Annotated in this window: 21 protein-coding genes and 1 riboswitch; of the genes, 6 read left to right on the top strand and 15 right to left on the bottom strand. The window is 71.3% G+C overall.

Annotated elements, in window-relative coordinates; translation table 11 throughout:
* Positions 1 to 969: 969 nt before the first annotated feature.
* From WMI84_RS04775 to WMI84_RS04765, 3 genes are all read right to left on the bottom strand, one after another.
* A complete protein-coding gene (locus WMI84_RS04775) occupies positions 970 to 1,587 on the bottom strand; it encodes a recombinase family protein (protein ID WP_347350879.1) in 618 nt (205 codons plus the stop codon).
* 616 nt (positions 1,588 to 2,203) lie between these two features.
* A complete protein-coding gene (locus WMI84_RS04770; RefSeq protein WP_347350877.1) occupies positions 2,204 to 3,565 on the bottom strand; it encodes a PLAT/LH2 domain-containing protein in 1,362 nt (453 codons plus the stop codon).
* A gap of 1,327 nt (positions 3,566 to 4,892) precedes the next feature.
* Positions 4,893 to 6,350, bottom strand: a complete 1,458-nt coding sequence (locus WMI84_RS04765; RefSeq protein ID WP_347350875.1) for a wax ester/triacylglycerol synthase family O-acyltransferase — start codon at positions 6,348 to 6,350, stop codon at positions 4,893 to 4,895.
* 120 nt (positions 6,351 to 6,470) lie between these two features.
* Between WMI84_RS04765 and WMI84_RS04760 the strand changes: the two genes are divergently transcribed.
* Genes WMI84_RS04760 through WMI84_RS04750 form a run of 3 tightly spaced genes read left to right on the top strand, consistent with a single transcriptional unit; the run spans position 6,471 to position 9,681 of the window.
* A complete protein-coding gene (locus WMI84_RS04760; RefSeq protein WP_347350873.1) occupies positions 6,471 to 7,628 on the top strand; it encodes a methyltransferase domain-containing protein in 1,158 nt (385 codons plus the stop codon).
* A 45-nt stretch (positions 7,629 to 7,673) separates the two neighbouring features.
* On the top strand, positions 7,674 to 8,837 hold the full coding sequence (locus tag WMI84_RS04755) for a DUF2332 domain-containing protein (RefSeq protein WP_347350871.1): 1,164 nt from the start codon (positions 7,674 to 7,676) through the stop codon (positions 8,835 to 8,837).
* A gap of 4 nt (positions 8,838 to 8,841) precedes the next feature.
* Positions 8,842 to 9,681, top strand: coding sequence for an aldo/keto reductase (locus tag WMI84_RS04750; protein ID WP_347350870.1), 840 nt, complete (start codon positions 8,842 to 8,844; stop codon positions 9,679 to 9,681).
* A gap of 12 nt (positions 9,682 to 9,693) precedes the next feature.
* Here WMI84_RS04750 and WMI84_RS04745 read toward each other — a convergent pair whose 3' ends face one another.
* Both WMI84_RS04745 and WMI84_RS04740 read right to left on the bottom strand, forming a co-directional pair.
* On the bottom strand, positions 9,694 to 10,314 hold the full coding sequence (locus tag WMI84_RS04745) for an L-threonylcarbamoyladenylate synthase (RefSeq protein WP_347350869.1): 621 nt from the start codon (positions 10,312 to 10,314) through the stop codon (positions 9,694 to 9,696).
* Between the two features lie 47 nt (positions 10,315 to 10,361).
* Positions 10,362 to 10,745, bottom strand: coding sequence for a DUF2695 domain-containing protein (locus WMI84_RS04740; RefSeq protein ID WP_347350868.1), 384 nt, complete (start codon positions 10,743 to 10,745; stop codon positions 10,362 to 10,364).
* A 163-nt stretch (positions 10,746 to 10,908) separates the two neighbouring features.
* On the opposite strand from WMI84_RS04740, the gene lhgO reads away from it, so the two are divergent.
* Complete coding sequence (gene lhgO / locus WMI84_RS04735) at positions 10,909 to 12,111, top strand: L-2-hydroxyglutarate oxidase (RefSeq protein WP_347350866.1); 1,203 nt, start codon at positions 10,909 to 10,911, stop codon at positions 12,109 to 12,111.
* 77 nt (positions 12,112 to 12,188) lie between these two features.
* Here lhgO and WMI84_RS04730 read toward each other — a convergent pair whose 3' ends face one another.
* Together WMI84_RS04730 and WMI84_RS04725 are read right to left on the bottom strand one after the other, a co-directional pair.
* Positions 12,189 to 12,806: a CE1759 family FMN reductase gene (locus WMI84_RS04730; RefSeq protein WP_347350864.1), complete on the bottom strand. Its 618-nt coding sequence runs from the start codon at positions 12,804 to 12,806 to the stop codon at positions 12,189 to 12,191.
* Complete coding sequence (locus tag WMI84_RS04725; protein ID WP_347350863.1) at positions 12,803 to 13,969, bottom strand: LLM class flavin-dependent oxidoreductase; 1,167 nt, start codon at positions 13,967 to 13,969, stop codon at positions 12,803 to 12,805. Before WMI84_RS04725 ends, WMI84_RS04730 begins: the two co-directional genes overlap by 4 nt.
* A 176-nt stretch (positions 13,970 to 14,145) precedes the next feature.
* Between WMI84_RS04725 and WMI84_RS04720 the strand changes: the two genes are divergently transcribed.
* Together WMI84_RS04720 and WMI84_RS04715 are read left to right on the top strand one after the other, a co-directional pair.
* A complete protein-coding gene (locus WMI84_RS04720; RefSeq protein ID WP_347350862.1) occupies positions 14,146 to 14,919 on the top strand; it encodes an RNA methyltransferase in 774 nt (257 codons plus the stop codon).
* 9 nt (positions 14,920 to 14,928) lie between these two features.
* Complete coding sequence (locus tag WMI84_RS04715; protein WP_347350861.1) at positions 14,929 to 15,558, top strand: histidine phosphatase family protein; 630 nt, start codon at positions 14,929 to 14,931, stop codon at positions 15,556 to 15,558.
* Between the two features lie 77 nt (positions 15,559 to 15,635).
* Here WMI84_RS04715 and WMI84_RS04710 read toward each other — a convergent pair whose 3' ends face one another.
* From WMI84_RS04710 to WMI84_RS04675, 8 genes are all read right to left on the bottom strand, one after another.
* Positions 15,636 to 17,126, bottom strand: coding sequence for a glutamate--cysteine ligase (locus tag WMI84_RS04710; RefSeq protein ID WP_347350859.1), 1,491 nt, complete (start codon positions 17,124 to 17,126; stop codon positions 15,636 to 15,638).
* Between the two features lie 70 nt (positions 17,127 to 17,196).
* Positions 17,197 to 20,091, bottom strand: a complete 2,895-nt coding sequence (gene gcvP, locus WMI84_RS04705) for an aminomethyl-transferring glycine dehydrogenase (protein ID WP_347350857.1) — start codon at positions 20,089 to 20,091, stop codon at positions 17,197 to 17,199.
* Positions 20,092 to 20,162: 71 nt separating this feature from the next.
* Positions 20,163 to 20,261: riboswitch (glycine riboswitch) on the bottom strand.
* 40 nt (positions 20,262 to 20,301) lie between these two features.
* A complete protein-coding gene (locus WMI84_RS04700) occupies positions 20,302 to 20,877 on the bottom strand; it encodes a MerR family transcriptional regulator (RefSeq protein WP_347350855.1) in 576 nt (191 codons plus the stop codon).
* A gap of 217 nt (positions 20,878 to 21,094) precedes the next feature.
* Entirely contained in the window at positions 21,095 to 21,598 is a 504-nt protein-coding gene (locus WMI84_RS04695; protein ID WP_347350854.1) for a bifunctional nuclease family protein, read from the bottom strand.
* Positions 21,599 to 21,631: 33 nt separating this feature from the next.
* On the bottom strand, positions 21,632 to 22,312 hold the full coding sequence (locus WMI84_RS04690) for a MerR family transcriptional regulator (protein WP_347350852.1): 681 nt from the start codon (positions 22,310 to 22,312) through the stop codon (positions 21,632 to 21,634).
* 8 nt (positions 22,313 to 22,320) lie between these two features.
* Positions 22,321 to 22,716: an FHA domain-containing protein gene (locus WMI84_RS04685; RefSeq protein ID WP_347350886.1), complete on the bottom strand. Its 396-nt coding sequence runs from the start codon at positions 22,714 to 22,716 to the stop codon at positions 22,321 to 22,323.
* Between the two features lie 175 nt (positions 22,717 to 22,891).
* Positions 22,892 to 23,281: a glycine cleavage system protein GcvH gene (gene gcvH / locus WMI84_RS04680; RefSeq protein ID WP_347350850.1), complete on the bottom strand. Its 390-nt coding sequence runs from the start codon at positions 23,279 to 23,281 to the stop codon at positions 22,892 to 22,894.
* Between the two features lie 104 nt (positions 23,282 to 23,385).
* On the bottom strand, positions 23,386 to 24,114 hold the full coding sequence (locus tag WMI84_RS04675) for a DUF881 domain-containing protein (RefSeq protein WP_347350849.1): 729 nt from the start codon (positions 24,112 to 24,114) through the stop codon (positions 23,386 to 23,388).
* Positions 24,115 to 24,126 lie beyond the last annotated feature (12 nt).

The following is a 24,126-nucleotide window of genomic DNA, read 5'->3' as shown; positions in this document are numbered from 1 at the left end:
GTGGAGCTGTTCAGGCCCCAAGAGTACGACCCATACTTGTGGGGGCAAACCTGTACTACGCCAAGCGAGCCAGGGACAACGGCCGGTGAGCAACGCGTCTGTAATCGATGAAGCGCCGATTCTACTCCTGGTCGTTCTGGCAGCCGCTTTCATGCTGACCGTATATATTGGCAAAACCGTGTTGGAGCGGGACTTATGGGTCATCAGCTCAGCGGTCAGCCTTGTTGTGGTCGGAATTTCGTCTAGCGGCTCATCGATAGCCCTGTTATGGATTAGTGCCTGCGCCTGGCTGATGGTGGAGGGGCTAGTCGCGAAGCAAGTACGTCATAACCGTCGAAAACGGCGTGCTTCTCGCGATAAGATGCGGCATCGCGGGGAATGAGACTATTGGGGAGGCGATTGAGGTTGATGTGCACTCGTGTCGTCTCCCAGCTGCTGCGCCCACGCTGTGGGTGTGGGGTGTGGGAAGTCCACTTGTGGTGGCCTCCTCTCACGCAGTGAGGTTTTCTCACCAGCCCTTTCAGGCCCTCCTCAAGTAGCGGCCGGCAACCTACTGTGTCGGTTTGGGGTACACCCGTACACCACACTCCGCGACACCGGTGACGAACGTCAGATTAGAGTCCATGTGTCAATGTCCGAAGTCGTCTGCACGGATGTCCGAAGTCCGCTGCACGGGGGGAGTTTCTGCGCCCGATAGGTGGATCGCGCTACGGGGACGGCGAGGCGGCCTTCCGGGGATGCTACGTACGAGACGCTCCTGGTCCCCCGAAGTCGGTGCGCCAGGTCGGGCGCGCGTCATCCCCCGTGCCATAGCCGTCACGCCGACCGGTCACCGTGAAGCTGGCCCAGGTGTCGGGCGGGAGATCGGGGCGGCCCGACTACGCGCTGTACGCGGCCATCGACGACGGCGAGTAGGCCGCCCGCCGATTCCGGGTGGGGGACCGAGATCATCCCCGGGCCGCGGATCAGCTACCGGCGGGCGAGGACCCTGTTGCCGTCGTCCCGGATCTCGCCGGTGGGTGAGACGTGCCGGTACAGGGTCTGCCGGGTGATGCCGAGCTCCCGGCACAGGGCGGCGACGTTGGTGTCGGGCCGTCCCATGGAGGCGGCGGCCAGACGGACCTTGGCCGGGGTCATCTTGAACGGGCGCCCGCCCCTGCGGCCGCGGGCCCGGGCCGCGGCGAGCCCGGCCCTGGTGCGCTCGGAGATGAGCGCCCGCTCGTACTCGGCCAGCGCGGCGAAGATCCCGAAGACGAGTTTGCCGGAGGGCGTGGCGGTGTCGATGGCGGCGCCCTGCCCGGTGAGGACCCGCAACCCGACGCCGCGCCCGGTGAGGTCGTGGACGATGTTGACCAGGTGGCGCAGGTCCCGGCCGAGCCGGTCCAGCTTCCACACCACCAGCGTGTCCTCGCCGGTGCGTAGTGCTTTCAGGCAGGCGGCCAGCTGGGGCCGGTCGTCGCCCTTGCCGGAGGCCCTGTCCTCGTACAGCGCCTCCGGGGCGATGCCGGCGGCGATCAGCGCGTCGCGCTGCAGGTCGGTGGTCTGCGACCCGTCCGCCTTGGAGACCCGCGCGTAGCCGACCAGCACCGCCGCCCCCTTGTCATCTATACGACCGTTTAGGTGACACATATCCGATCGACCGTTTTCAGATCGGGGTCTGTCACCTAAGCCGTCACTTATTCTACGTCCTGCAAACCTAGCGTTGCCGATGATGTGCCGGTGTTGTCGGCAACTGGCGTGACCTGGCGTTCGCGGAGCTCGGCCAACGTCTGCGGGAGGTGGTGTGGCGTCACGACGGATGAGACAAACCACGCCGTGCGTCACGAACGGTGAGACTGCGTCACGATGGGATGAGAACTGACGGACATGATCAGGTCAGGTACGGCCGGCTGTCCGAAGGATCGGCAACCCGAGAGTGCCATGCTGACATAATTAAAATTATCGGCGTTCAATATCGCGCTGGGGCCTGCAAGGAAATTCGATGTGCCGATAATCTCGATTATGACAGATTGTCATGGTGCCCGCCGTCGCCGCGGGCGCCATGATCTGACCCCGGGCTGCTGGCGCCCGGCCAGCGCATCCTGGGCGCGCTCCCGGGCGGGGGCACCGCCCGGGACCGCGCCACCAGCGTCCGCGGCGCTGATCGTGGCTGGGGATCCAGTAACCGTTGGGCGCGCGCCCGGCCAGCCCGCGGTCCGGCCCTCTAGGCCGGGTCGGCGATGTCGCGGTCGGCGATGGCCCAGGCGAAGTTGCCCCAGTTCGTGGCGATCTTGTGGACCGTGTTGCGTGGCGTCCCGGTGATCTGACCCCACTGGGCGGTGGTCGAGGGCTGGTTGCTGCGCCACCACTGGCCGGCCTTGGTGCGCACGTACGCGTAGTTCGCGCCCACCCACAGCTGAGTGATGCTGCCGGCCAGGGAGCCTGCGTTGGCGCTCGCGAAGCCGTTGGTGTAGTAGGCCCAGTAGGGTGCGCCCTCGGACATGGCCCACACGTAGTCGGTGCCCAGCTGCGAGGTGAGGAAGGTGGCCTTGCCGGGAAGCCCGACGAGTCGGGTCCAGTCGCCAGGTGCTGCGGCGTAGTGGGACCAGACGCTGCCGTCCTCGTCCAGCACATACGCCCAGGATGCGCCGATCGACAGGAACACCGGGTTGCTGGGCTTCTTCTCGGTGGTCGTGGACAGGTAGGCGAGGTTGTTGTCGAGCATGAAGTAGATGTCGGTGCCGGCGATGGCCCATCCGTAGCCGCCGCCCTGGTTCCCGTCGATCGCGGTCACGTCGGACAGGGGCGTCGTCGGGTCGGTGCCCAACATCACCTGATGAAAGGCCTTCTCGCCGTCGAGGATTCGGTAGACATGACCCTGCGAGTCCAACGCGAAGGTCCGACCACCGGTGGTCGCCAGACTGATCACCCCGGACGCGTCGCTCACCTCGAACCCGTCGGTGTTGGCCGCCGCACCATAGACCTTCCCGCCGGAGATGGCGTAACCGTAGTCCGAGGCGGTGCCGCCCCAGACGGAGTCGACCTTCGGGACACCGCTGATCTGCCGGTAGGGGTTGACGGCATCGGCGCCGGCCTTGACGAACCATGCGCCGGAGAGGGTCAGCGCGTACACGTAGCTGGTGGTGACGACGACGTCGCTGACGTCCGTGACGGTCCCGGTCGGGTCGGAGTTCAGGGCGTGGATCTGGTCGGCGGAGTAGTAGATGGTCCCCCCGGACTGCATCAGCTCACCGACGAGGGTGTGGGTCGCGGTGTCGCTGAGCCACTCGTCAGCGGGGAAGACCCAGGTGGCGTTGGTGGTGTTGTCCTTGACGAGGATCTTTCCGAGGAACCAGGCCGGGGCGGTGCCGGAGTCGTCCTGGCGGACGTCGACCGTCTTCAGACTGCCGAGGTCGGGGAACTCGAACGTGAACTCTCGCGTGCTGCCGAGCCCGAACTCGCCCTCGAGCTGGGTCTCCGGGCTGCTGCCCAGCGTGCCGTTGACCGTGATGTAGACCTTGGCCCGTGTGTCCGCGAACCTTCTGGTCCCGGTGATCACAGTAATGGTGTATCGCTTGTCGGCCATCGTGGTTCCGTTCTGTTGGGTGCAGTTCCGTATGACGCGATCAGTCCAGCACGGCATCGCCCACCCGGCAACCGGAGGCTCGCTCCGAGCGGTTGGCCGGGGGGCGGAACGGCGGCAGGCGCGACGACGCGGCGCACTTCATCACCGACGACGCCCCCGCCGCGGTCGCCGACTTGGCGCTCCACTGGTTCAACCGAGCAGCCCGACGACAGTTCGCTACTCGGTATGCCGCTCACCGCACAACGAGCCCGGTTCGCACTCCCCCGACGATACGCAGGCCGTTCGAGCCGTCGGTGACCCAGGCCGGGTGGCGCGTGGCGCCTGTTCCGGCGAGCTGCGCGCACGAGTGCGCAGAGACTGAGCATCTGACGCTGGCCAGCCGGCCCCACCTCGGAGCTTCGCATACTGATGGCGCTCGACTGCTCCGCGCGCGGTGAGGCAAGCGCCGCCGTCCAGACGCTGGCTTTCGGGCGTCCTCGATGTTTCCCGCGGCGGCCAGTAGCGTCTTGACGGCAGGCCAGTTCGAGGGCGCTGTGTAAGGTCTCCTGACTCGGCCTGGTTGCACTGCCCACGGCTGTGGACGGCCGGGCGGACGACCCGTCACGACCGAGGTGGCCATGAACTGTACGCTCGTCGTTCTCCTCTTCGCCGTCATCCCATCGCGATACGTGTGGCGGCAGTACGTCCACGCACCCGCCGGGCCCAGGCGGTAAGCCCCGGCACGGAAGCCATCTCGCACCGCCGACGCGGTCGGCGCCACAGGGCAGCCGTCGAGCAGAGCGTGCGCTGTCACGGTCACACCGCAGCAGTTGTCCGTTCCTCCCGGCGAGCTGTTCGCCCGCGCCGTCCTCTCCGTTCCCGCCCCGGAACGTCCGGCCGAGTGGGCCGCGGCCGCACCGGATGCTCCCGCCCGCGCAGCCGCAGCGCGCCGGAGGCAAACCCGGCTCCCCCGGCTCGGTTCGGAGCCGAAGGCAGGAGACGTTCCAGATCACAGGCAACCGCAGCGAAATGGGCTGAAGACCGATACACTGGCGTCCGGCCCCGGGCCGGGGGCGCCGAGCCCGCCGGCTGACCAGGCTCCTGTCGCATCCCCACCTCGCGGCGGCGATCCGGTCACCGAGGCCTTGCACAGACAGGCCCGTTGGAGTCGATCCCCCAAGCCAGCGAGCCTGTCTGTGCCCCCACCACCAGGCCCACCGGGTGCTCAGCGTGCCCGTCTGGCCTTGCCTTGGAGCATATGCCGCGAGCCTACTCCAAGTCACCAAAATGAGTTGATTGCTGAACCATCGCCGCGAGACCGGCCGACCGGCCCCGCCGGTGCCCTGGCTCAGGAGCCGGCGGCGAGCAGCCGGTCGAGCTCGACGCGCATCCCGTCGACCAGAGCCTGCGGGTCCGGGCATAGCTGGCGCACCGTGGTGACGCTGACATCGACGTGCTGTCCGTTGGTGATGGCGGCGACGAACAGGTGGATCGGCGGGCACACGATGCCGCGCAGAAAGATGTTCGCGACCCGGCTGGTGGCCAGGTAGGTGGGCTCCCGGGGCCCGGCCAGCGACGAGACGGTCAGGTTCTGGGTGGGCGGGAACAGGGTGAAGGCCTTGGTTCCCGCGAACGCCATCGCGGCGGTGACGATTCCGGGCAGCAGCAGGTCGCCGACGTCGGCCAGCGCGTCCCAGTCGGCCTGCGACTGGGGCAGGGCCGCCTTGGCCGCAGCCGAGCTCGCCCGCACCGCCGCCAGCCGCTCCACCGGTTCGGCCAGGTGCACCGGGAGGTCGACCCACATCGTGGTGATGTGGTTGCCCTGCGTGCCCTGCTCGCCCGAGGTGCGCACGTTGACCGGGCACGTGGTGCGGATCGACCGGGCGGGCAGGTCGTCGCGCGCCGCCAGGTAGTCGCGCATCGCCCCGGTCACGAGCGCCAGCAGGACGTCGTTGACGGTCGCCCCGGCGACGAGAGGGCGCACCGACTGCACCTGCTCGAAGGGCAGGGTGACCACCGCCATGGACTTGAGTGGGTCGCTGACATGCTGGTTGAACAGCGTCACCGGCGGTGCGTCGGTCGGCGAGGGGACGTAGCCGGGCAGCCGGATCCGGAAGGGTACCCGGGCCAGGGCGCCGACCTGGCCGGCCGCGTCCGCGAGCAGCCGGGTCGAGCCCTCCACCACCTGCGGCACGATCGGCACGAGCCGTCCCAGCAGCCGCTGGGTGGCGGCGGTGCTGGCCACGACCCGGCTCGGTATCTCGACCAGGGCGCGGCGCACCACCGACGGGTGCGCCCGACCGGTCAGCGGCGCCGGCTCGCGATCGCGGGCTACCGGGGTCGGCGCGGCATCGAAGAGGAGCTGCTGCAGCGCGATCATGCCCATGCCGTCGATCACGGCATGGTGCAGTCGCAGGACCAACGCCGTTCGCCCGTCGGCCAGGCCGGTCAGGTACCAGGCCTGCCAGAGCGGCCGGCCCCGGTCCAGCGGCTCACCGGAGATCTCCAGGATGCTCGCCAGGAGGTCGGACAGCTCGCCCGGTGCCGGGACGTGCCGATGGCGCACGTGCGCCTCGAGGTCCACGTAGTCCGTCTGGGTCCAGCGGTCCTCGCCGATGCCCAGGGGCGCGTGGGCGACCATCCGGTTCACGACCGGCGAGCCGGACAGCCGCTGGCCGAACAGCGCGCGGACGTCATCGAGCGGCAACGGTCCCTCCGGGCCGGGCTCGAGCAGGTAGATGCCCGCGACGTCCATCGGGTACCCGTCACGTTCGAGGCGCAGGAAGATGCTCTCGGTACTGCTCATCGACGGCATGTGCGTCCTCCCGAGTCGGTGTGCCCGAGCCAGCACGGCTCATTATGCTCGGCTTCGGGGTGAGCGGCTGGTGCCGGCCAGGGGTCGCCCGGCGACATACCCTTGGGCGCGATGCAGTGCGACCACTTCGACTCCGCACGGTGCCGCTCGTGCGCCCTGATGGGCGTGGAGTATGCCGCTCAGCTGGCCGCCAAGCAGGATCGTTGCCGTCGCGCGCTGGCACAGTTCGTCGCGCCGGGCGCGTGGCTGGTCCCCTACCCCAGCGCCGAGTCGCGCTTCCGCAACAAGGCCAAGCTTGCCGTCGGCGGCCGGCCGGGCCGGGTGAGCATCGGGATCCTGGACGGATTCGGGGCCGGCGTCGACCTGCGCGACTGCGGCCTGTACGAGCCCGGGCTCGGCGACGTGCTCCCCCGCGTCGCCGACGTCGTCGATGCCATGGGCCTCGAGCCCTACGACGTGCCCGCGCGCCGCGGAGAGCTCAAGCACCTGATCCTGACCCACTCCCCCGACGGCGAGGTGATGATCCGCTTCGTCGTCCGGTCCCGCCGGTACGAGACGCTGCTGCGTCGGCACCTGCCGACGATCCGACGCGAGATCCCTGCCGCCGCCGTGGTCTCGCTCAACATCCAGCCGGAGCACAAGGCGGTGCTCGAGGGCCGGCGCGAGATCGTGCTGACGGAGCGAGCGCTGCTGCCGATGCGGGTCAACGACGCGGTGCTCCAACTGCGCCCGAACAGCTTCTTCCAGACCAACACCGCCGTGGCGGCGGCCCTCTACCGCCAGGCCCGGACGTGGCTCGCGGCGGTGTCGCCCCGCGTCGTCTGGGACCTGTTCTGCGGCGTGGGCGGGTTCGCGCTGCACTGCGCCACCGTTGGGTCGCCACCACCTGACGAGGTCTGCGGGATCGAGGTGGCTCCCGAGGCGGTGGCTGGTGCCCGGATCAGTGCCCGGGCCCTGGTCGAGTCGGGCGCCGTCCCGGGACGGCTGCGCTTCACGGTCGGCGACCTCACCGACGTGGCGGCCGCGCGCGGTCGCAGCGCTCCCGACGCCGTGGTCGTCAACCCGCCCCGGCGCGGCCTCGGCAGCCCGCTTGCCCGCTGGGTCGCCGGGTCCAGCGCCCGCCATGTCGTCTACTCGAGCTGCAACGTCGGCTCTCTCGCCGCAGACCTGGCGATGCTGCCCGGGCTGCGACCGGTCGCAGCCCGGCTGTTCGACATGTTCCCGCAGACGGAGCACCACGAGGTGATGGTCCTGCTCGAGCGGGCGTGACCGGCGGGCACGCCGCAGGCCCGGATGGCACCTACGCTGGCAGATGTGCCGGCTCAGCCCTCCGATGCCGCCGAGCGAGCCCGGGTCGACGAGATCCGGGCCGACTTCGCCCGGTTCGCCCGGGACTACGCGAACCTTCCCCTCTACCGGGCGATCTGCCTCGGCCTGGCCGACGACTCGGAGGCGGCGGCGCTGCTGCTCGACGCCCAGCCCGGCCAGGCCCGGCCCGTGCTCCTGCTCGCCGCCCTGCACGACCTCGTGCTTCGACGACCCGACCTGCCCGCCGCCCGGTGGTACGCCAGCGTCGTGGGCCCCGAGGGCGTAGCCTCCGGCGATCCCTGGCCGGACGTGCGGGCCACGATCCGGGCGAACCGCGACGACCTGCGGCGCACCATCGCGACCCGGCGCACGCAGACCAACGAGGTGAACCGGGCCGTCTACGTCGCGGTCGGGTTGGCCCTCGCCTCCCGGGACGTGCCGAGCCGGCCGGCGCTGCTGGTCGAGCTCGGGGCCAGCGCCGGCCTGCTCCTGGCGGTCGACCGGTACCGGGTCGAGCTGCACCGGCGCGGCGTCGCGCTGGTCGTCGGCGACCCGGCCTCACCGGTGGTCTGCCACGGTGAGGACCGCTCCCCGGGCCCGCTGCCGGACCTGGCGCTGCCACGCATCATCGGGCGGGTCGGGCTCGACCTGGCCCCCGTCGACCTGGGCGACGAGACGGCGGTGCGCTGGCTCGAGGCCTGCCTCTGGCCGGACGTCCCCGGGCGGGTCGAACGGTTCCGGGCCGCCCTGGCGATGGTGCGTGCGGACCCGCCCACCCTCCGGGCCGGTGACATGGTCGACGATCTGGCGGCCACGGTCGAGCAGGCGCTGGCCCGCACCGGCTCCTCGGACGGGTCGGCCGGCCACCTGCTGGTGTTCAGCTCGTGGGCCCTGACCTACGTGCGACGGGAGCGTCGGGCCGAGCTGGCCGCGCGGCTGGCCCAGGTCGCCGGGTCGTTCGCCGCGGTCAGCTGGGTCACGGCGGAACCCCTCGGGTGCGTGCCCGGGCTGCCCGTCCCGAAGGCGGGCGCCCTCGCCGCGGACAGCACCGTCCTGGGCGCCCGGCGCTGGCGCCACGGGCGTGAGGTCCCGGCCGAGGTCTGGGGTACCTGCCATCCCCACGGCGAGTGGATCGCACTGGGCCGGGCGGCACTCGGCGGCATACGGTGAGACGGTGACCACGCTGCCCACCATCGAGCTCAACGACGCCACCAGGTTGCCGGTCCTGGGCTTCGGCACCTACCCGATGAAGGGCGAGGAGGCCGTCGCGGCGATCGGCTCGGCGCTCGACCTCGGCTACCGGCTGATCGACACCGCGGTCAACTACCGCAACGAGCGTGAGGTCGGCGAGGCGGTGCGGCGCAGCGACGTGCCACGCGAGCAGATCCTGCTGCAGACCAAGATCCCCGGCCGGCACCACGCCTACGAGCTCGCCCTGGAGTCGCTGCGCGAGTCGTCGCGCCTGCTCGGGGTGGAGCAGATCGACATCGCCCTGATCCACTGGCCGAACCCGAGCCGCGGGCGCTACGTGGAGGCCTGGCGCGCCCTCGTGACCGCTCAGCGCGACGGGCTGGTGCGCACGATCGGCGTCAGCAACTTCAAGCCGGAGCACCTCGACACGATCATCCAGGCGACCGGGGTGGTGCCGGCCGTCAACCAGGTCGAGCTGCACCCGTGGTTCTCCCGGCCGGACCAGCGCCGGGTGCACGAGCAGCTCGGGATCTGCACCCAGGCCTGGAGTCCGTTCGGCCGGTACCGCAAGCCGCTGGACGAGCCCGCCCTGGTCGAGGCAGCGCGCGCGCACGACGTGAGCCTCGCGCAGGTGGTCCTGCGCTGGCACCTGCAGCTCGGCTCGGTGCCGCTGCCGAAGTCCGCGACACCGTCCCGGCAGGCCGCCAACCTCGACGTGCTCGGCTTCGCCCTCACGGACGCGCAGCTGGCGGCGATCGGTGCGCTCAGCAGACCGGACGGCGGGTTCGCCGACCGCGACTCGGCCACCCACGAGGAGATGTGACCGGGTCAGCGGTCAGCGGAACGGGCTGGGGTCCCCGGCCCCGACCCGGACCACCTCGGCGTAGCCGTTGCTGAAGTCGACCACCGTGGTCGGCTCGAGCCCGCACTCGCCCGAGTCGATGACCGCGTCGACACTGTGGTCGAGCTCCTCCTTGATGGTCCACCCGTCGGTGAGCGGGTCGGCCATGCCGGGCAGCAGCAGCGTGCTCGACAGGATCGGCTCGCCCATCTCCTTGAGCAGCTCACGGACCACGGGATGCTCGGGAATGCGCACGCCGACCGTCTTCTTCCTGGGCTGGAGCAGGCGCCGCGGCACCTCCCTGGTGGCCGGGAGGATGAATGTGTACGGGCCCGGCGTGGCTGCCTTGACCGCCCGGAACACGGAGTTGTCCAGGTGGACGAGCTGGCCCAGCTGGGCGAAGTCGGCGCAGACGATGGTGAAGTGGTGCCGCTCGTCGAGGTGCCGGATGCGGGTGATCCGCTCCTTGCCCTCCGCGTTGTCGAGCGAGCAGCCGAGGGCGAAGCACGAGTCGGTCGGGTAGGCGATCAGGCCACCGTCGCGCAGGATCTGGACCACCTGACGGATCGCCCGGGGCTGCGGGTCGACGGGATGGACATCGAAGTACCTCGCCATGGGCACACCCTGCCATGAAGATCCGGGCCCTGCAGGCGCGCCCGGGGTCAGATCGCCAGGTCGGCCACCGCGACCCACAGCCGGCACGGCTGCGTGGAGCCCGGTCGGACCCCGGGACAGGGCGGCACCTGCTCGGGGGGCACCAGCTGACCCGCCTCGCTCCACTCCCACAGCTGCGGACCGGGGCGCCACACGACGTCGGTGACGCTGCAGTCACAGGTGGCGCCCCGGGCGACGAGCCGGCGGCCAAGCGCCGTGGCCCGACGGGTGCGGTGCACGCGGAACTGCTCCACCCAGCGCAGCGCGGCCGAGCAGCCCTGCCGCCCGACCATCCGGTGCACGAAGCAGGCGAGGCACTCGTCGGGACGGGGCAGGACCTCCTCGGGCGACTCGATCGGCCGGCGGGTCAGCAGGTGGATGACATTGGACATCGCGACTCCCTTCCATGCCCCCACTCTGCTGCCCGGTCGTACCCCCGGCACTCCTCACCCGAGCGACTGTGGACGGCCCGCACCACGCCTCCCGGTTGTGGACGGTGCCGTGGATGCAGCCCTTCTCGACCGCACAGCCGAGCGCAGGCGTTACCGTGAGCGCGTGGCGGAGCAGAAGGTCGTTGTCGTCGGTGCCGGGATCGTGGGTGCGGCGATCGCCCGCGCCCTCGCGATGGGCCACCCCGCCGCCTCGGTCACGGTGCTCGAGAAGGAGGACGAGCCGGGCCGCCACCAGACCTCACGCAACAGCGGTGTGGTCCACGCCGGGGTCTACTACCAGCCCGGCTCCGACAAGGCCCGCCTTTCCCGGGAGGGGGTGCGCCGGCTGCGCGAGTACTGCCACGAGCGTGGCCTGCCCTACCAGGAGGTCGGCAAGGTCGTCGTGGCCCTCGACGCCCGCGACGAGGGCCGGCTGGCCCGGATCCGGGAACGCGCGGTCGCCAACGGCGTCCCCGGGCTGCGCTGGCTCGACGCTGCCGAGCTGCGCGAGATCGAGCCGCACGTGCAGGGCCGGGCCGCGCTGCACTCCCCCACGACGGCCATCGTCGACTTCGCCCGGGTCGCGGCCGCATTCCTGGCGGACGCGCGCGAGCACGGCGCCCGGCTGCGCACCGGGTTCGAGGTCACCTCGATCTCGGTCGGCTCGCCCACCCGGCTGACCGCGGCCTCGGGCGACACCGTCGAGGCCGACCTGCTGGTCATCGCGGCGGGGCTGCAGGCCGACCGCCTCGCGGCCCTGGCCGGCGACTCGCCGTTCCCGCGCATCGTCCCGTTCCGCGGGGAGTTCCACGAGCTGGTGCCGAGCGCCCGCCACCTGGTCAAGGGGCTCATCTACCCCGTTCCCGACCCTCGCTACCCCTTCCTCGGGGTGCACCTGACCCGCCGCGTCGACGGCAACGTGCTGCTCGGGCCCAACGCGGTGCTGGCCCTGGCTCGCGAGGGCTACCTGCGCCGCGACCTGGAGGCTCGCGAGCTGCGGGAGCTGGTGTCGTTCAAGGGGTTTCGCACCTTCGCCCGGGCCAACGCCGCCACCGGGGTGCGTGAGGTGTGGGGCTCGCTCAACCGGCGGGCCTTCATCGCGGCGGCGCGCCGCTACGTCCCCGAGATCACCCCGGAGGACGTCGTCCGTGGGCCGGCCGGCGTCCGGGCCCAGGCCATGGACGCAGACGGTTCCCTCGTCGACGACTTCCGGTTCAGCCGGGTCGGGAACGTCTTCGCGATCCGCAACGCCCCTTCGCCGGCCGCCACCGCCTCGCTCGCGATCGCGGACCTGGTGCTCGACCAGCTGCGCCCCGACCTGCCCTGACGCGCCGCGGGCGCCGCGGGCGCCGGGCGCCACGCCCGGGGTCGGGGTCAGAGTCGACGGGCGAGGTTGTCGAGCCCTCAGGCTGCGCCGGTCACCTCGGCAAGCAGCGTCCGGAACGGGGTCACCTGCTCGAACGGGTCGACCTGCCGCGGGGCCGGCGCACCCGTCACCAGGCGGGCGAACGCGGTCCCGGCGCGCTCGATGCGTTCGCCGAGCCGGCCCGCCTCGGAGCTCCCCCAGTCCTGCGACGCGGCGAACACCGCGACGGGGGCCACGAGAGCGCCGAGGTATGCGAAGAGCGGCCGCAGCGCGTGGTCGATGGCCAGCGAGTGCCGGGCGGTGCCACCGGTCGCGCCGAGCAGGACCGGCTTGTCCCGGAGGCAGTCCGGAGGCAGCACGTCGACGAGCATCTTGAACAGTCCGCTGTACGAGGCGCTGTAGATCGGCGTCGACACGATCACCGCGTCGGCGGCCGCGATCGCGTCGAGCCGGCCCTGCAGCTCCGGCGAGGCGAACCCGGTCAGCACGTTGTTGGTCACGTCGTGGGCATGCTCACGCACGTCGACGATCTCCACGGCGACGGCCGCCGGCCCGCCCAGCGCGGCGGTGACGGCCCCGAGCAGCCGGTCGGCGAGCAGCCGGGTGGACGAGGGCTGCGTGATCCCGGCCGTGATCACGGCGAGACGGACGGTCATCGGTTCTCCTTCACGGTGCTGCGGGACGCCTCCGGCGAGGCGCCCGTCACGTCGTCCGCCGCGGCGTAGACGGTCGGGTCGTGGGCGCCGCCGGCGGCGGCGACGAGCGCGGCGTGGGTCGGTGCGTCCGGCACGTGCGCCGGCTTGAGGGCGGCGAACTCCTTGCGCAGGACCGGGACGACCTGCTCGCCGAGGATGTCGAGCTGCTCGAGAACGGTCTTGAGGGGCAGGCCCGCGTGGTCGAGCAGCCAGAGCTGGCGCTGGTAGTCGCCGACGTAGTCGCGGTAGCCCAAGGTGGCCTCGATGACCTGTTGGGGGCTGCCGACCAGCAGCGGCGTCTGGGCCGTGAACTCCTCCAGCGAGGGCCCGTGCCCGTAGACGGGCGCATTGTCGAAGTAGGGGCGGAACTCGCGGACCGCGTCCTGGCTGTTCGCACGCATGAAGACCTGTCCCCCGAGCCCGACGATCGCCTGGTCGGCGCTGCCGTGGCCGTAGTGCTCGAAGCGGCGCCGGTAGAGCGCGACCATCTGCCGGGTGTGGCCGGCCGGCCAGAAGATGTGGTTCGCGAAGAACCCGTCGCCGTAGTAGGCGGCCTGCTCCGCGATCTCCGGGCTGCGGATCGAGCCGTGCCAGACGAACGGCGCCACCCCGTCGAGCGGGCGCGGCACCGACGTGAAGCCCTGCAGCGGCGTGCGGAACTTGCCCTGCCAGTCGACGGAGTCCTCGCGCCACAGCCGATGCAGCAGGGCGTAGTTCTCGATGGCGAGCGGGATGCCGTCGCGGATGTCCCTGCCGAACCACGGGTAGACCGGACCGGTGTTGCCGCGACCCGTCATCAGGTCGATCCGGCCATCGGCGAGGTGTTGCAGGTAGGCGTAGTCCTCGGCGAGCCGGACCGGGTCGTTCGTCGTGATCAGGGTGGTGGAGGTCGTCAGGACGATCCGCTCGGTGAGCGCGGCAAGGTGCGCGAGCAGCACCGTCGGGTTCGGTGGGGCGACGAAGGGTGGGTTGTGGTGCTCCCCCGTCGCGAAGACGTCCAGGCCCACCTCCTCGGCCTTCCGGGCGATCTCGATGGTGGCCTTGATCCGGTCGTGCTCGGTCGGGGTGCGCCCGGTGGTGGGGTCGGTGGTGACGTCACCGACGCTGAAGATGCCGAACTGCATGTCGTGCCCCAAGGTCTAAGTAGTTGACTATTCAACTTACCAAACATGGGATGCTCCCGTCACATTCCCGACCCGCGCGTGACCGGGTGGGGCCCGCGCCCACCGACGACGCAGCAGTATGCCGCTCACCCGGCTGGGCGGCATACCGTGTCCTTCCGCTGTGCGATCCTGACGCGGTGCGCACCGACGTCTCCCCCAAGGACCGCTTCATCACGGTCTACGGCCGCCAACCCGTGCTCGAGGTGCTGCTCGACGGGGCGGTCGGTGTGGACAAGGTCGTCCTCGCCGAAGGGGCCCGGGGCGAGTCGCTGCGCCGGATCGAGCAGGCCGCGCGTCGGCGCGGCGTGCCGGTGCAGCGGGCCTCCGCCGAGCGGGTCAGGAAGCTGGCCGGCAACGGCCGGCAGGACCAGGGCGTCTTCGCCGACGTCATCGCACCGCGCATGCGGCCCTTGGCCCAGGCGCTGGCGCAGGGACGCCTCGCGACGGTCCTGGTGCTCGACGGGATCACGACGCCGGCCAACGTCGGGATGATCATCCGCTCGGCGACGGCGGCCGGGCTGGACGGCATCGTGGTGCCGCGGCGCGGGGTGGCCTCCCTGGACCCGTTGGTGGTCAAGTCCTCGGCCGGGGTCGCCTTCCGGGCGCCGATCCTCAAGTGCGCCACGGCGGCGGAAGCAGTGGCCGCGCTGCGCGCCGACGGCATGCACGTCGTCGGTCTCGACGCGTCCGGGGACGTGGCCCTGTTCACCGGTCGGCTGCCGAGCCGGGTCGCGTTCGTGCTCGGCAGCGAGAGCGCGGGGCCCGGTGAGCAGGTCCGTGCGCTCGTCGACCAGTGGGTCTCGATCCCGATGGCCGGTGGCGTCGAGTCCCTCAACGTCTCGGCGGCCGCAGCGGTGGTCTGCTTCGAGCTGGTGCGACGGTCTCGGACCCCTCCGGACCCGGGTCGCTAGATTGGGCCAATGCGCGCGCCCGACGGTGTCCTGCCCGGCAACATCTACCTGTTCCGGCACGGAGAGACCCAGTGGTCCCTGACCGGCCAGCACACCGGCACCACGGACCTGCCGCTGCTGCCCGAGGGCGAGCGGGCCGCCCGGGAGCTGGCCGAGATACTGCACGGCCACCCGTTCGAGCAGGTCCTGGTCTCACCGCTTCGGCGTGCCCGGCGCACGGCGGAGCTGGCCGGGGTCGGTCGCTTCGAGGTGGAGCCCCTGCTGCGCGAGTGGGACTACGGTGCGTACGAGGGGATCACCACGCCGCAGATCAGCAGCCGGCTCGGGCATCAGTGGGAGCTCTTCGCGGACGGGGTGGTCCCGGGGGCGACGCCGGGCGAGACGGTCGAGCAGGTCTCCGCGCGCTGTCAGCAGGTGATCGACCGGGTCTGGCCGGGCCTCGAGCACGGCGACGTCGCCCTGTTCGGGCACGGCCACGCGCTGCGGGTGCTGGCCGCGACCTACCTGCAGGTCGACCCCCGCTTCGCCGCCCACCTCGTCATGGACGCCGGCTCGATGAGCGTGCTGACCCACCACCGCGCGACCCGGTGCATCGGGGCGTTCAACATCTCGCCCTGGCGCATCTTCCGCCAGGGCTGAGATAGCGGGCCACTCGGGACACTCCGCCCACGGGAGCCCACGCCGGTTGCAGTTGTCGTGGCCGGCAGCCCCGCGACTCAGGGCTCGCGAGGCAGCTCCCAGGTGTGCACCGGCTCGTTGGCGTTCATGCCGTCGATGTAGGCGCGCAGCATCTCCCGCAACGCCTCGTGCCGCGACAGGCCCCGACCCTCGAGCCGCGCGACGCACTCGGTCTGCCAGGACGCCCCGTTGATCCCCAGGATGCAGCGTTGCTCGATGACGCCGAGGAACTTGTCGCGCACGGCCTGCGAGACCCCCCACCGGGTCAGGCCGTCGTAGGCCATCGGCAGCAGCCGGCGCAGGACGAGCTCGGTCGCCGGGACCTCGCCGAACCCCGGCCAGAAGGCCCGGGCGTCGATGCCGAGCCGGGCGCACTCCTCGAAGTTCGACTCCGCGGCCGAGAAGCTCATCTGGGTCCAGACCGGACGGTCCTCCTCGGAGAGGATCCGCAGCGCGCCGTAGTAGAACGCCGCGTTGGCCAGGACGTCGACGATGCTCGGACCGGCCGGCAGGGTGCGGTTCTCGACCCGCAGATGCGGCCGCCCCCCGAAGATGTCGTAGATCGGGCGGTTCCACCGGTAGATGGTCCCGTTGTGCAGCCGCAGCTCCTTCAGCTCCGGGGCCAGGCCCTGCTCGAGAAGCAGCTCCGGCTCCTCGTCGGTGATCTCGGGCAGCAGCGTGGGGAAGTAGCGGACGTTCTCCTCGAAGAGGTCGAAGATCGAGGTGATCCACCGCTCGCCGAACCAGACCCGGGGCCGCACGCCCTGTGCCTTCAGCTCGGCCGGCCGGGTGTCGGTGGACTGGGTGAACAGCGGGATCCGGGTCTCGGCCCAGAGCCGCTTGCCGAGGAAGAACGGCGAGTTCGCGCCCAGCGCGAGCTGTGGTCCGGCGAGCACCTGCGCACCGTTCCAGATGTCGGCGAAGCGCTCGGGCCTGACCTGCAGGTGCAGCTGGATCGAGGTGCAGGCCGACTCGGGGGCGACGGAGTCGGAGTAGCGCGCGATGCGCTCGCCCGTCGGGCCCTCGATCTCGAGCCAGACGTCCTCACCCCGGGCGTCGAGCACGGCGTTGTTGATCGCCGCATAGCGGATGTTCTCGCTCATCCAGTCGCCCTCGAAGTGCTCCGGCATGACGGTCGGCAGGATGCCGATCGCGACGATGCCGACGCCGAGCTCTGCGGCGCGCTGGTCGGCCCGGTTGAGCGAGGTGCGCAGGTGCTCCTCGAGCTCGAGGGCCGCGTTGCCCGGCAACGGCCCCGGCGGCACGTTCAGCTCGATGTTGTAGCGCGCCAGCTCGGTCTGGTAGGCCGGGTCGGCGATCTGCTCGAGGACGGTCTTGTTGTCCAGCTTCGGCCCGAGGTCGGCGGAGACGAGGTTGAGCTCGATCTCGAGGCCGGTCATCGGCCGGTCGAACTCGAACGTGCTGCGGCTGAGCATCCGTTCGAAGACGTCGAGATCACGACGCACCTTCTCGCGGTACTGCTGTCGCTGCTCCCGGGTGTACCTTGCTTGCTCGACTTCGGCGCCCACGACCAGAGATAACCACAAAGCGCGCCGTTGCGCGAGAGGGCGCGGCCGTGGCGAGACGAGGCGGGTCGGATCAGTCCTCGAACGCCTCCGGGGCAGGGCAGGAGCAGATCAGGTTGCGGTCCCCGTAGGCCTGGTCGATGCGCCCCACCGGTGGCCAGTACTTGTCCCCCGGCACGACTCCGGCGGGGAACACCGCGGTGGCCCGGTCGTACGGGTGGTCCCACTCCCCGGCCAGGTCGCGTGCGGTGTGCGGCGCGTGCCGCAGCACGCTGTCGGCAACCGCGACCTCGCCACGACCCACTGCGTCGATCTCCGCGCGGATCGCCATCATGGCGTCGCAGAACCGGTCGAGCTCGTGCAGGTCCTCCGACTCGGTCGGCTCGACCATCAGCGTCCCGGCGACCGGGAAGGACATCGTCGGGGCGTGGAAGCCGTAGTCGACCAAGCGCTTGGCGACGTCGTCTACGGTGACGCCGGTCTCGGCGGTCAGGCCCCGCAGGTCGAGGATGCACTCGTGCGCGACGAGGCCGTCGACACCCGAGTACAGCACCGGGAAGTGGTCGCGCAGCCGGGCGGCGACGTAGTTGGCGTTCAGGACCGCGACCTGGGTGGCGTGGCGCAGCCCCGCGCCGCCCATCAGCCGGACGTAGGCCCACGAGATCGGCAGGATCAGGGCCGACCCGTACGGCGCCGCCGACACCGGGCCGACGCCGCCGACCGGCCCGGCCTCCGGTGCCAGCGGGTGGTTGGGCAGGTGCGGGGCCAGGTGCGCGCGCACCGCGACCGGCCCCACGCCCGGGCCACCGCCGCCGTGCGGGATGCAGAAGGTCTTGTGCAGGTTCAGGTGCGAGACGTCCGCGCCGAACTTCCCGGGCTGGGCCAGGCCCACCAACGCGTTCAGGTTGGCCCCGTCGACGTACACCTGCCCGCCGGCGTCGTGCACGAGCGCGCACAGGTCGGCGATGGTGTCCTCGTACACCCCGTGGGTGGACGGGTAGGTCACCATGATCGCGGCCAGCTGCTCGTGGTGGGCCTCGATCTTGACCTTGAGGTCGTCCATGTCGATGCTGCCGTCGGGGGCGGTCTTGACGACGACGACCTTGAGCCCGGCCATGACGGCCGAAGCGGCGTTGGTCCCGTGGGCGCTGGCCGGGATCAGGCACACCCGGCGGTGGCCCTGCCCGTTGGCCTCGTGGTAGGCGTGGATCGCGAGCAACCCGGCGAACTCGCCCTGCGATCCGGCGTTCGGCTGGAGGGAGACGGCGTCATACCCGGTGATCTCGGCCAGCCAGTCGGCCAGCTGCCCGATCAGCTCGCGGATGCCCACGGTCTGCTCCGCGGGGGCGAACGGGTGCAGGTCGGCCAGCTCGGGCCAGCTGATCGGCTCCATCTCGGTGGTCGCGTTGAGCTTCATCGTGCAGGAGCCCAGCGGGATCATGCCCCGGTCCAGGGCGAAGTCACGGTCCGACAGGGCTCGCAGGTAGCGCAGCATCGCCGTCTCGGAGCGGTGCGCGTGGAAGACCGGGTGCGTGAGGAACTCGCTCGTGCGGGTGAGCGAGCCGGGTATGCCGCTCGGCTCGTCGGTCTCGGCCGCGACCTGGGCGCCGAGGACCTCGCAGACGGCCCGGACGGTGTCATCGGTGGTCGTCTCGTCGAAGCTGAGGCCGAGGTGGTCGTCGTCGACCCGTCGCACGTTCAGGCCGTGCTCGAGGAAGCGGCCCGCCAGCTCGGTGGCACGGCCGGGCACGGACAGCGTGACCGTGTCGAACCACGTGTCGCCGAGGACGTCGGCGCCGGCCGCGGCCAGGGAGGCACGCACCCGCGTGGTGTGGGCCAGGACCCGCCGGGCGATCGCGGTCAGCCCCTCGGGTCCGTGCCACACGGCATACATGCTCGCCATGACCGCCAGCAGCACCTGGGCGGTGCAGATGTTGGAGGTGGCCTTCTCGCGGCGGATGTGCTGCTCGCGGGTCTGCAGCGCGAGCCGGTAGGCCGGCTCCCCCGCGGCGTCGACCGACACGCCCACGAGCCGGCCCGGCAGCTGGCGCTCGAGACCCCGGTGGACAGACATGTAGCCGGCGTGCGGGCCGCCGAAGCCCATCGGGACCCCGAAACGCTGGGCGCTGCCGACCGTGATGTCGGCGCCCCACTCCCCCGGAGCGGTGAGCAGGGTCAGGGCCAGCAGGTCGGCGCACACGGTAAGCAGGCCCTTGACCGAGTGGACGACCTCGGCGAGGGGCCGCCAGTCGACGATCTCGCCGGTGGCCGTCGGGTACTGCACGACCACACCCGCGACGCGGCGGCCCTCGGCCGCGGCGGCGAGCTGCTCGGCGTTCGTGACGGCGCGCAGGTCGCGCACGGCCATGGCCAGGCCGGCGGCGCCGGCCCGGGTCTGCATGACGGCGACGGTCTGGGGGAAGACCCGCTCGTCGACCAGGACGACCGCATCCGGCCCGGAGCGGGTCGCCCGATGCATGAGCGACATCGCCTCGGCGGCGGCGGTCGCCTCGTCCAGCAGGGAGGACCCGGCGATGGGCAGGCCGGTCAGGTCGCTGACCATGGTCTGGAAGTTCAGCAGCGCCTCGAGCCGCCCCTGGGAGATCTCGGGCTGGTAGGGCGTGTACGCGGTGTACCAGGCGGGGTTCTCCAGGACGCCCCGGCGCACGACCGGCGGGGTCACCGTGCCGTAGTAGCCGAGCCCGATCAACGAGCGGACCACGCTGTTGCGTGCGGCCAGCGCGCGCAGCTCGTCGATGACGGCGCTCTCGCTCGGTGCCGCGGGCAGGTCGAGCGGGCCGGCCTGGCGGATGGCGCCGGGTATGGCGCGGTCGCTGAGCGCGTCGAGCGAGGGCTGGCCCACGACCTCGAGCATGTGGGCGATGTCCTGGGGACCGGGGCCGACGTGCCGCGAGACGAAGTCGGGCAGGTGGCTGCCGGGTCGGTCGGTCGGCTGGTCGAACTGCATGTTCTGCTCCTGACGGGTCGAGCGGTCACCGCTCCCCGTCTGTCGACCGGTGGCGGGGTCTCCAGATTTGCCTGACCTGCGCGGTCCGGGCGCCTGAGAGGTTCCGGGGATGTTGCCCCTTCGGCGCCTCGCAGGTGCCAGCACCTCGAGGGCTCTCCCGTGCAGGGTCGATCAGCACGGTCGAATCTACCAGTTGCCGACGGGTGGGAGTCACGCCATGCGTCGGGCTCGGCGCGCCGACAGCTCGTCGCCGGGGTGGTGGGCGGACGACGCCTCCTCGACGCGCTCGCTCGGCAGCTGCGCGAGCTCGCCCTCCACCTCGCGCCAGACCCGGCCCACCGCGATGCCGAAGACGCCCTGACCGCCCTGGACCAGGTCGATGACCTCGTCGGCGGAGGTGCACTCGTAGACGGAGGCGCCGTCACTCATCAGGGTGATCTGGGCCAGGTCGTCGACGCCCCGGTCGCGCAGGTGCGTGATCGCGACCCGGATCTGCTGCAGGGACACCCCGGTGTCGAGCAGGCGCTTGACGACCTTGAGCACGAGGATGTCGCGGAAGCCGTAGAGGCGCTGCGTACCCGAGCCGGTGGCGCTGCGGACCGACGGCTCGACCAGCCCGGTGCGGGCCCAGTAGTCGAGCTGGCGGTAGGTGATCCCGGCAGCCCTGCACGCCGTGGTGCCGCGGTAGCCGGTGTCCTCGTCGAGGTCGGGCAGGTCGTCGTCGAACAGCAGGCCCTGGGCGGCAGGTGGCGTGACGTGCCGGTGGGAGTCCTGCGTGGCAGCCATGCGACCTCCTGGTTGGTGCCGGCCCTCGGTGACCACGACGTGCAGCACCTACGACATCGAACTACAACATCGCAGCAACTACGACATGCAGCAACTACGACATCGCGATAACTACAACATCGTGGTTCACACCGACGGTAGTTCGCCCGCCCTGACCCGTCAAACATCCGGGCCGACCGCCCGGGTGTGTCGAATACCCTCGAGGTCAGGTGGAGGGTCAGGGTCCGGGTGGCGCCTCGGGCCGCTCCGGCCCCTCCGGTTCGTCGAAGTCCTCGGCCGACACGTGGTCGAGGAACTCCTTGAACCGCTCCACCTCGTCGTCCTCCTCGGACGAGACGACGATGGCTGCCTCGTCGAGTACGGCCGGGTCGACGTAGACCTTGGCGTCGGTGCGCAGGGCCAGGGCGATCGCGTCGGAGGCCCTCGCGCCGACCTCGGTCGTGCCGTCGATGATCAGGGCGGCGTGGAACACCGAGTCCTTCAGGGCCACGATCCGCACCTCGGTCAGCGTGTGTCCGAGCACCGCGAGCATGTCCCGCATGAGGTCGTGGGTGAGCGGGCGCGGTGGCACGACGCCCTGCTGGGCGTAGGTGATCGCGGCGGCCTCGGGTGCGCCGATCCAGATCGGCAGGTACCGCCCGCCCTCGCGCTCACGCAGCAGCACGATCGGATGGTTCGTCGGCATCTCGACCCGGACGCCGAGCACATCGACCTCTCTCACGCATCCACCGTACCTCCCGGCGGGTGCGCCACGTCACAGGTCGATCCGCGCCTTGACGAGGGCCACGTGCAGGGCGATGCACGCGGTCAGCAGCTCGGTCGCCGCGTCATCGCGGGCCACGCCCCGGTGCGTGGACAGGGCCTGCTGGACCAGCCCGATCTCGCGGTCGGCCGCGGTGCGGAAGGGCCGCAGGTGGCGGGCTTCCAGACCGTGTGCGGCCAGGCGTGCCGCCGCTGTCGCGATCTGCAGGTCGTTGGCGTCGAAGTGCCCGGTCGGATCCGGCTCGAGCAGCCCGTAGCTCTCGAGGGCGTGGAAGGTCCCGCGGTCCAGGCCCGCCGCCGAGCGCAGCTCCGGCCCGGTCAGCGACAGGGCCTGCTGCGTGCGCAGCTCGGTGCCTCGCGGCACGTCGGGGTCGGCGCCGGGGGCCGGCACCTGCGGCAGCCGGTCGGGCTGGTCCGGCTCGGCCAGACCCCGGTCGAGGGCGTCCAGGGCCTCCTTGATCACCCGGAGGGGCCAGTAGCGGTCCCGCTGGGCCGTCAGGATGTAGCGCAGCCGCTCCACGTCGGCCGCGGAGTAGGTCCGGTAGCCGGAGGCGGTCCGCTCGGGTGTGAGCAGGCCCTCGGACTCGAGGAAGCGGATCTTCGAGGGAGTCAGGTCGGGGAACTCGCCGGTGAGCTCGGCAAGGAGCCGACCGATGGTCAGCCGGACCGCCATCGGGCGCGTCAGTCGGCGTAGTAGACGAGGCGGAACTTGCCGACCTGCACCTCGTCACCGGTCTTGAGGACCGCCTCGTCGATGCGTTCCCGGTTGACGTAGGTGCCGTTGAGCGAGCCCGAGTCACGCACCAGGTACCCGTCGTCGCCCTGACGCACGAAGACGGCGTGCTTGCGGGACACGGTCACGTCGTCGAGGAAGATGTCCGAGTCCGGGTGGCGACCCGCGGTGACCTGGTCGTCGTCGAGCAGGAACCGGGCGCCGGTGTTCGGGCCGCGCTGGACGATCAGCAGTGCGGTGCCAGGCCGCAGCGCACCGATCGTGGCACGGTCCTGGGCGCTCAGGCCGCTCGGGTGCGCCTCCACGTACTCGGCCTCCGGGGCGGGCACGCCCTGGAACCGCATGGTGCGCGGTTCGGTGCCGAGATCGTCCGGGCCGGGCTGTCCCGTCCGGCCGGTCGCGTCATCGTCGTGCTCGTGATCCTCGCTCACGCTGCGCTCCTCCGTCCTCGTCGTCCGGGCGTCCCACGACTCCAAGGCTAGTTCACGCGGGGTTGGCCCGGGCCGGCCCCGTCCGGCTTCAGGACGTCAGCGACGCCCGGTACTCGGCGGCGCCCATCAGGTCGCCGAGGGCGGACGGTTCGTCGAGGCGCAGCTCGAACATCCATCCCTCGCCGTACGGGTCGGTATTCACCAGCTCGGGGGTGCCGTCGAGGGCCTCGTTGACCGCGGTCACCTCACCGGCGAGGGGTGCGTAGATGTCGCTCACCGACTTGGTCGACTCGACCTCGCCGCACGAGTCCCCGACGGCGAGGCTGTCCCCGACCGCCGGCAGCGACACGTAGACGACGTCGCCGAGGGCGTCCTGTGCGTAGGCCGTGATACCGACCCGGACCGCGTCCCCGTCGCCGCGCACCCACTCGTGGTCGGTCGTGTACCGCAGGTCGTCGGGGTAGCTGAGCTCGGACATGTCGCTCCTGTCGTGGTGGGGTTCCGACTGCCGGGCGATGGAGTCGGCACGAGGACGAGGATGCCATGTCGGACGCCCCGCGCGCAGGATGAACGCTCGACGGGTCAGTCGGCCGGCGTGGCGTGGGTCAGCGGAACCGGCTGGTGGATCGAGGTCACCTTCACCTCGTCGGCCTCCGTGACGGCCGCCGTGCCCCCCTTCTGGCGCACCGTCTCGACGACGCCGCCCGGGATGGACATCGCGGAGGCCAGCGTCTTGGCGTCACCGATCGCCCGGACCTCGAGCGGGCGCCGCACCGGGTGGTTGTCGACGAGGATCGTGTCGTCGCGGGCGCCGACGAAGGTCGAGGCCACGACCCTGACGCCGCCGATGTCGATCGCCTCGGCGCCCGCGTCGCGCAGCTCCTGGATGAGGTCGAGGACGACCGGGCCGGTCACCTGGCGGTCCGGGTCGCTGATCGTCACGTGGATGCCCGGTCCCTGCGCGGGCAGCACGCCGGCGAGGATGCCGAGCGTGTCCACGCGCTTCTGCGCCTGCGAGATCGCCTCGGCCGTGTCGTCGGTGCCGTTCCGGAGCCGGTCCCGGGAGGCCTCCAGCTCGCGGACCTGCTGGTCCAGTCGGGACGCGCGCAGGGAGACGTCGTCGAGCACGTTCACCAGCTCGCTCTGGCTGAGCCCCTCGAGCCCTCGGGCGTTGGTCAGCTGGACCTGCGTGGCGATGCCGGTACCGAGCACGACGGCCAGCAGCGCAGACAGGACGTTCGCCTTCGTCGGCCTCGGGCGACCCATCCGGAAGAGCCGCCGCCAGGCGGCCACTCCCTCGACGGGCGGCATCGGCTTCCTCTC

It is taken from the genome of Intrasporangium sp., assembly GCF_039812505.1.
Lineage (GTDB): Bacteria > Actinomycetota > Actinomycetes > Actinomycetales > Dermatophilaceae > Intrasporangium_A.
The sequence above is the reverse complement of the archived record's forward strand: the minus strand, read 5'-3'. Positions and strand labels throughout refer to the sequence as shown.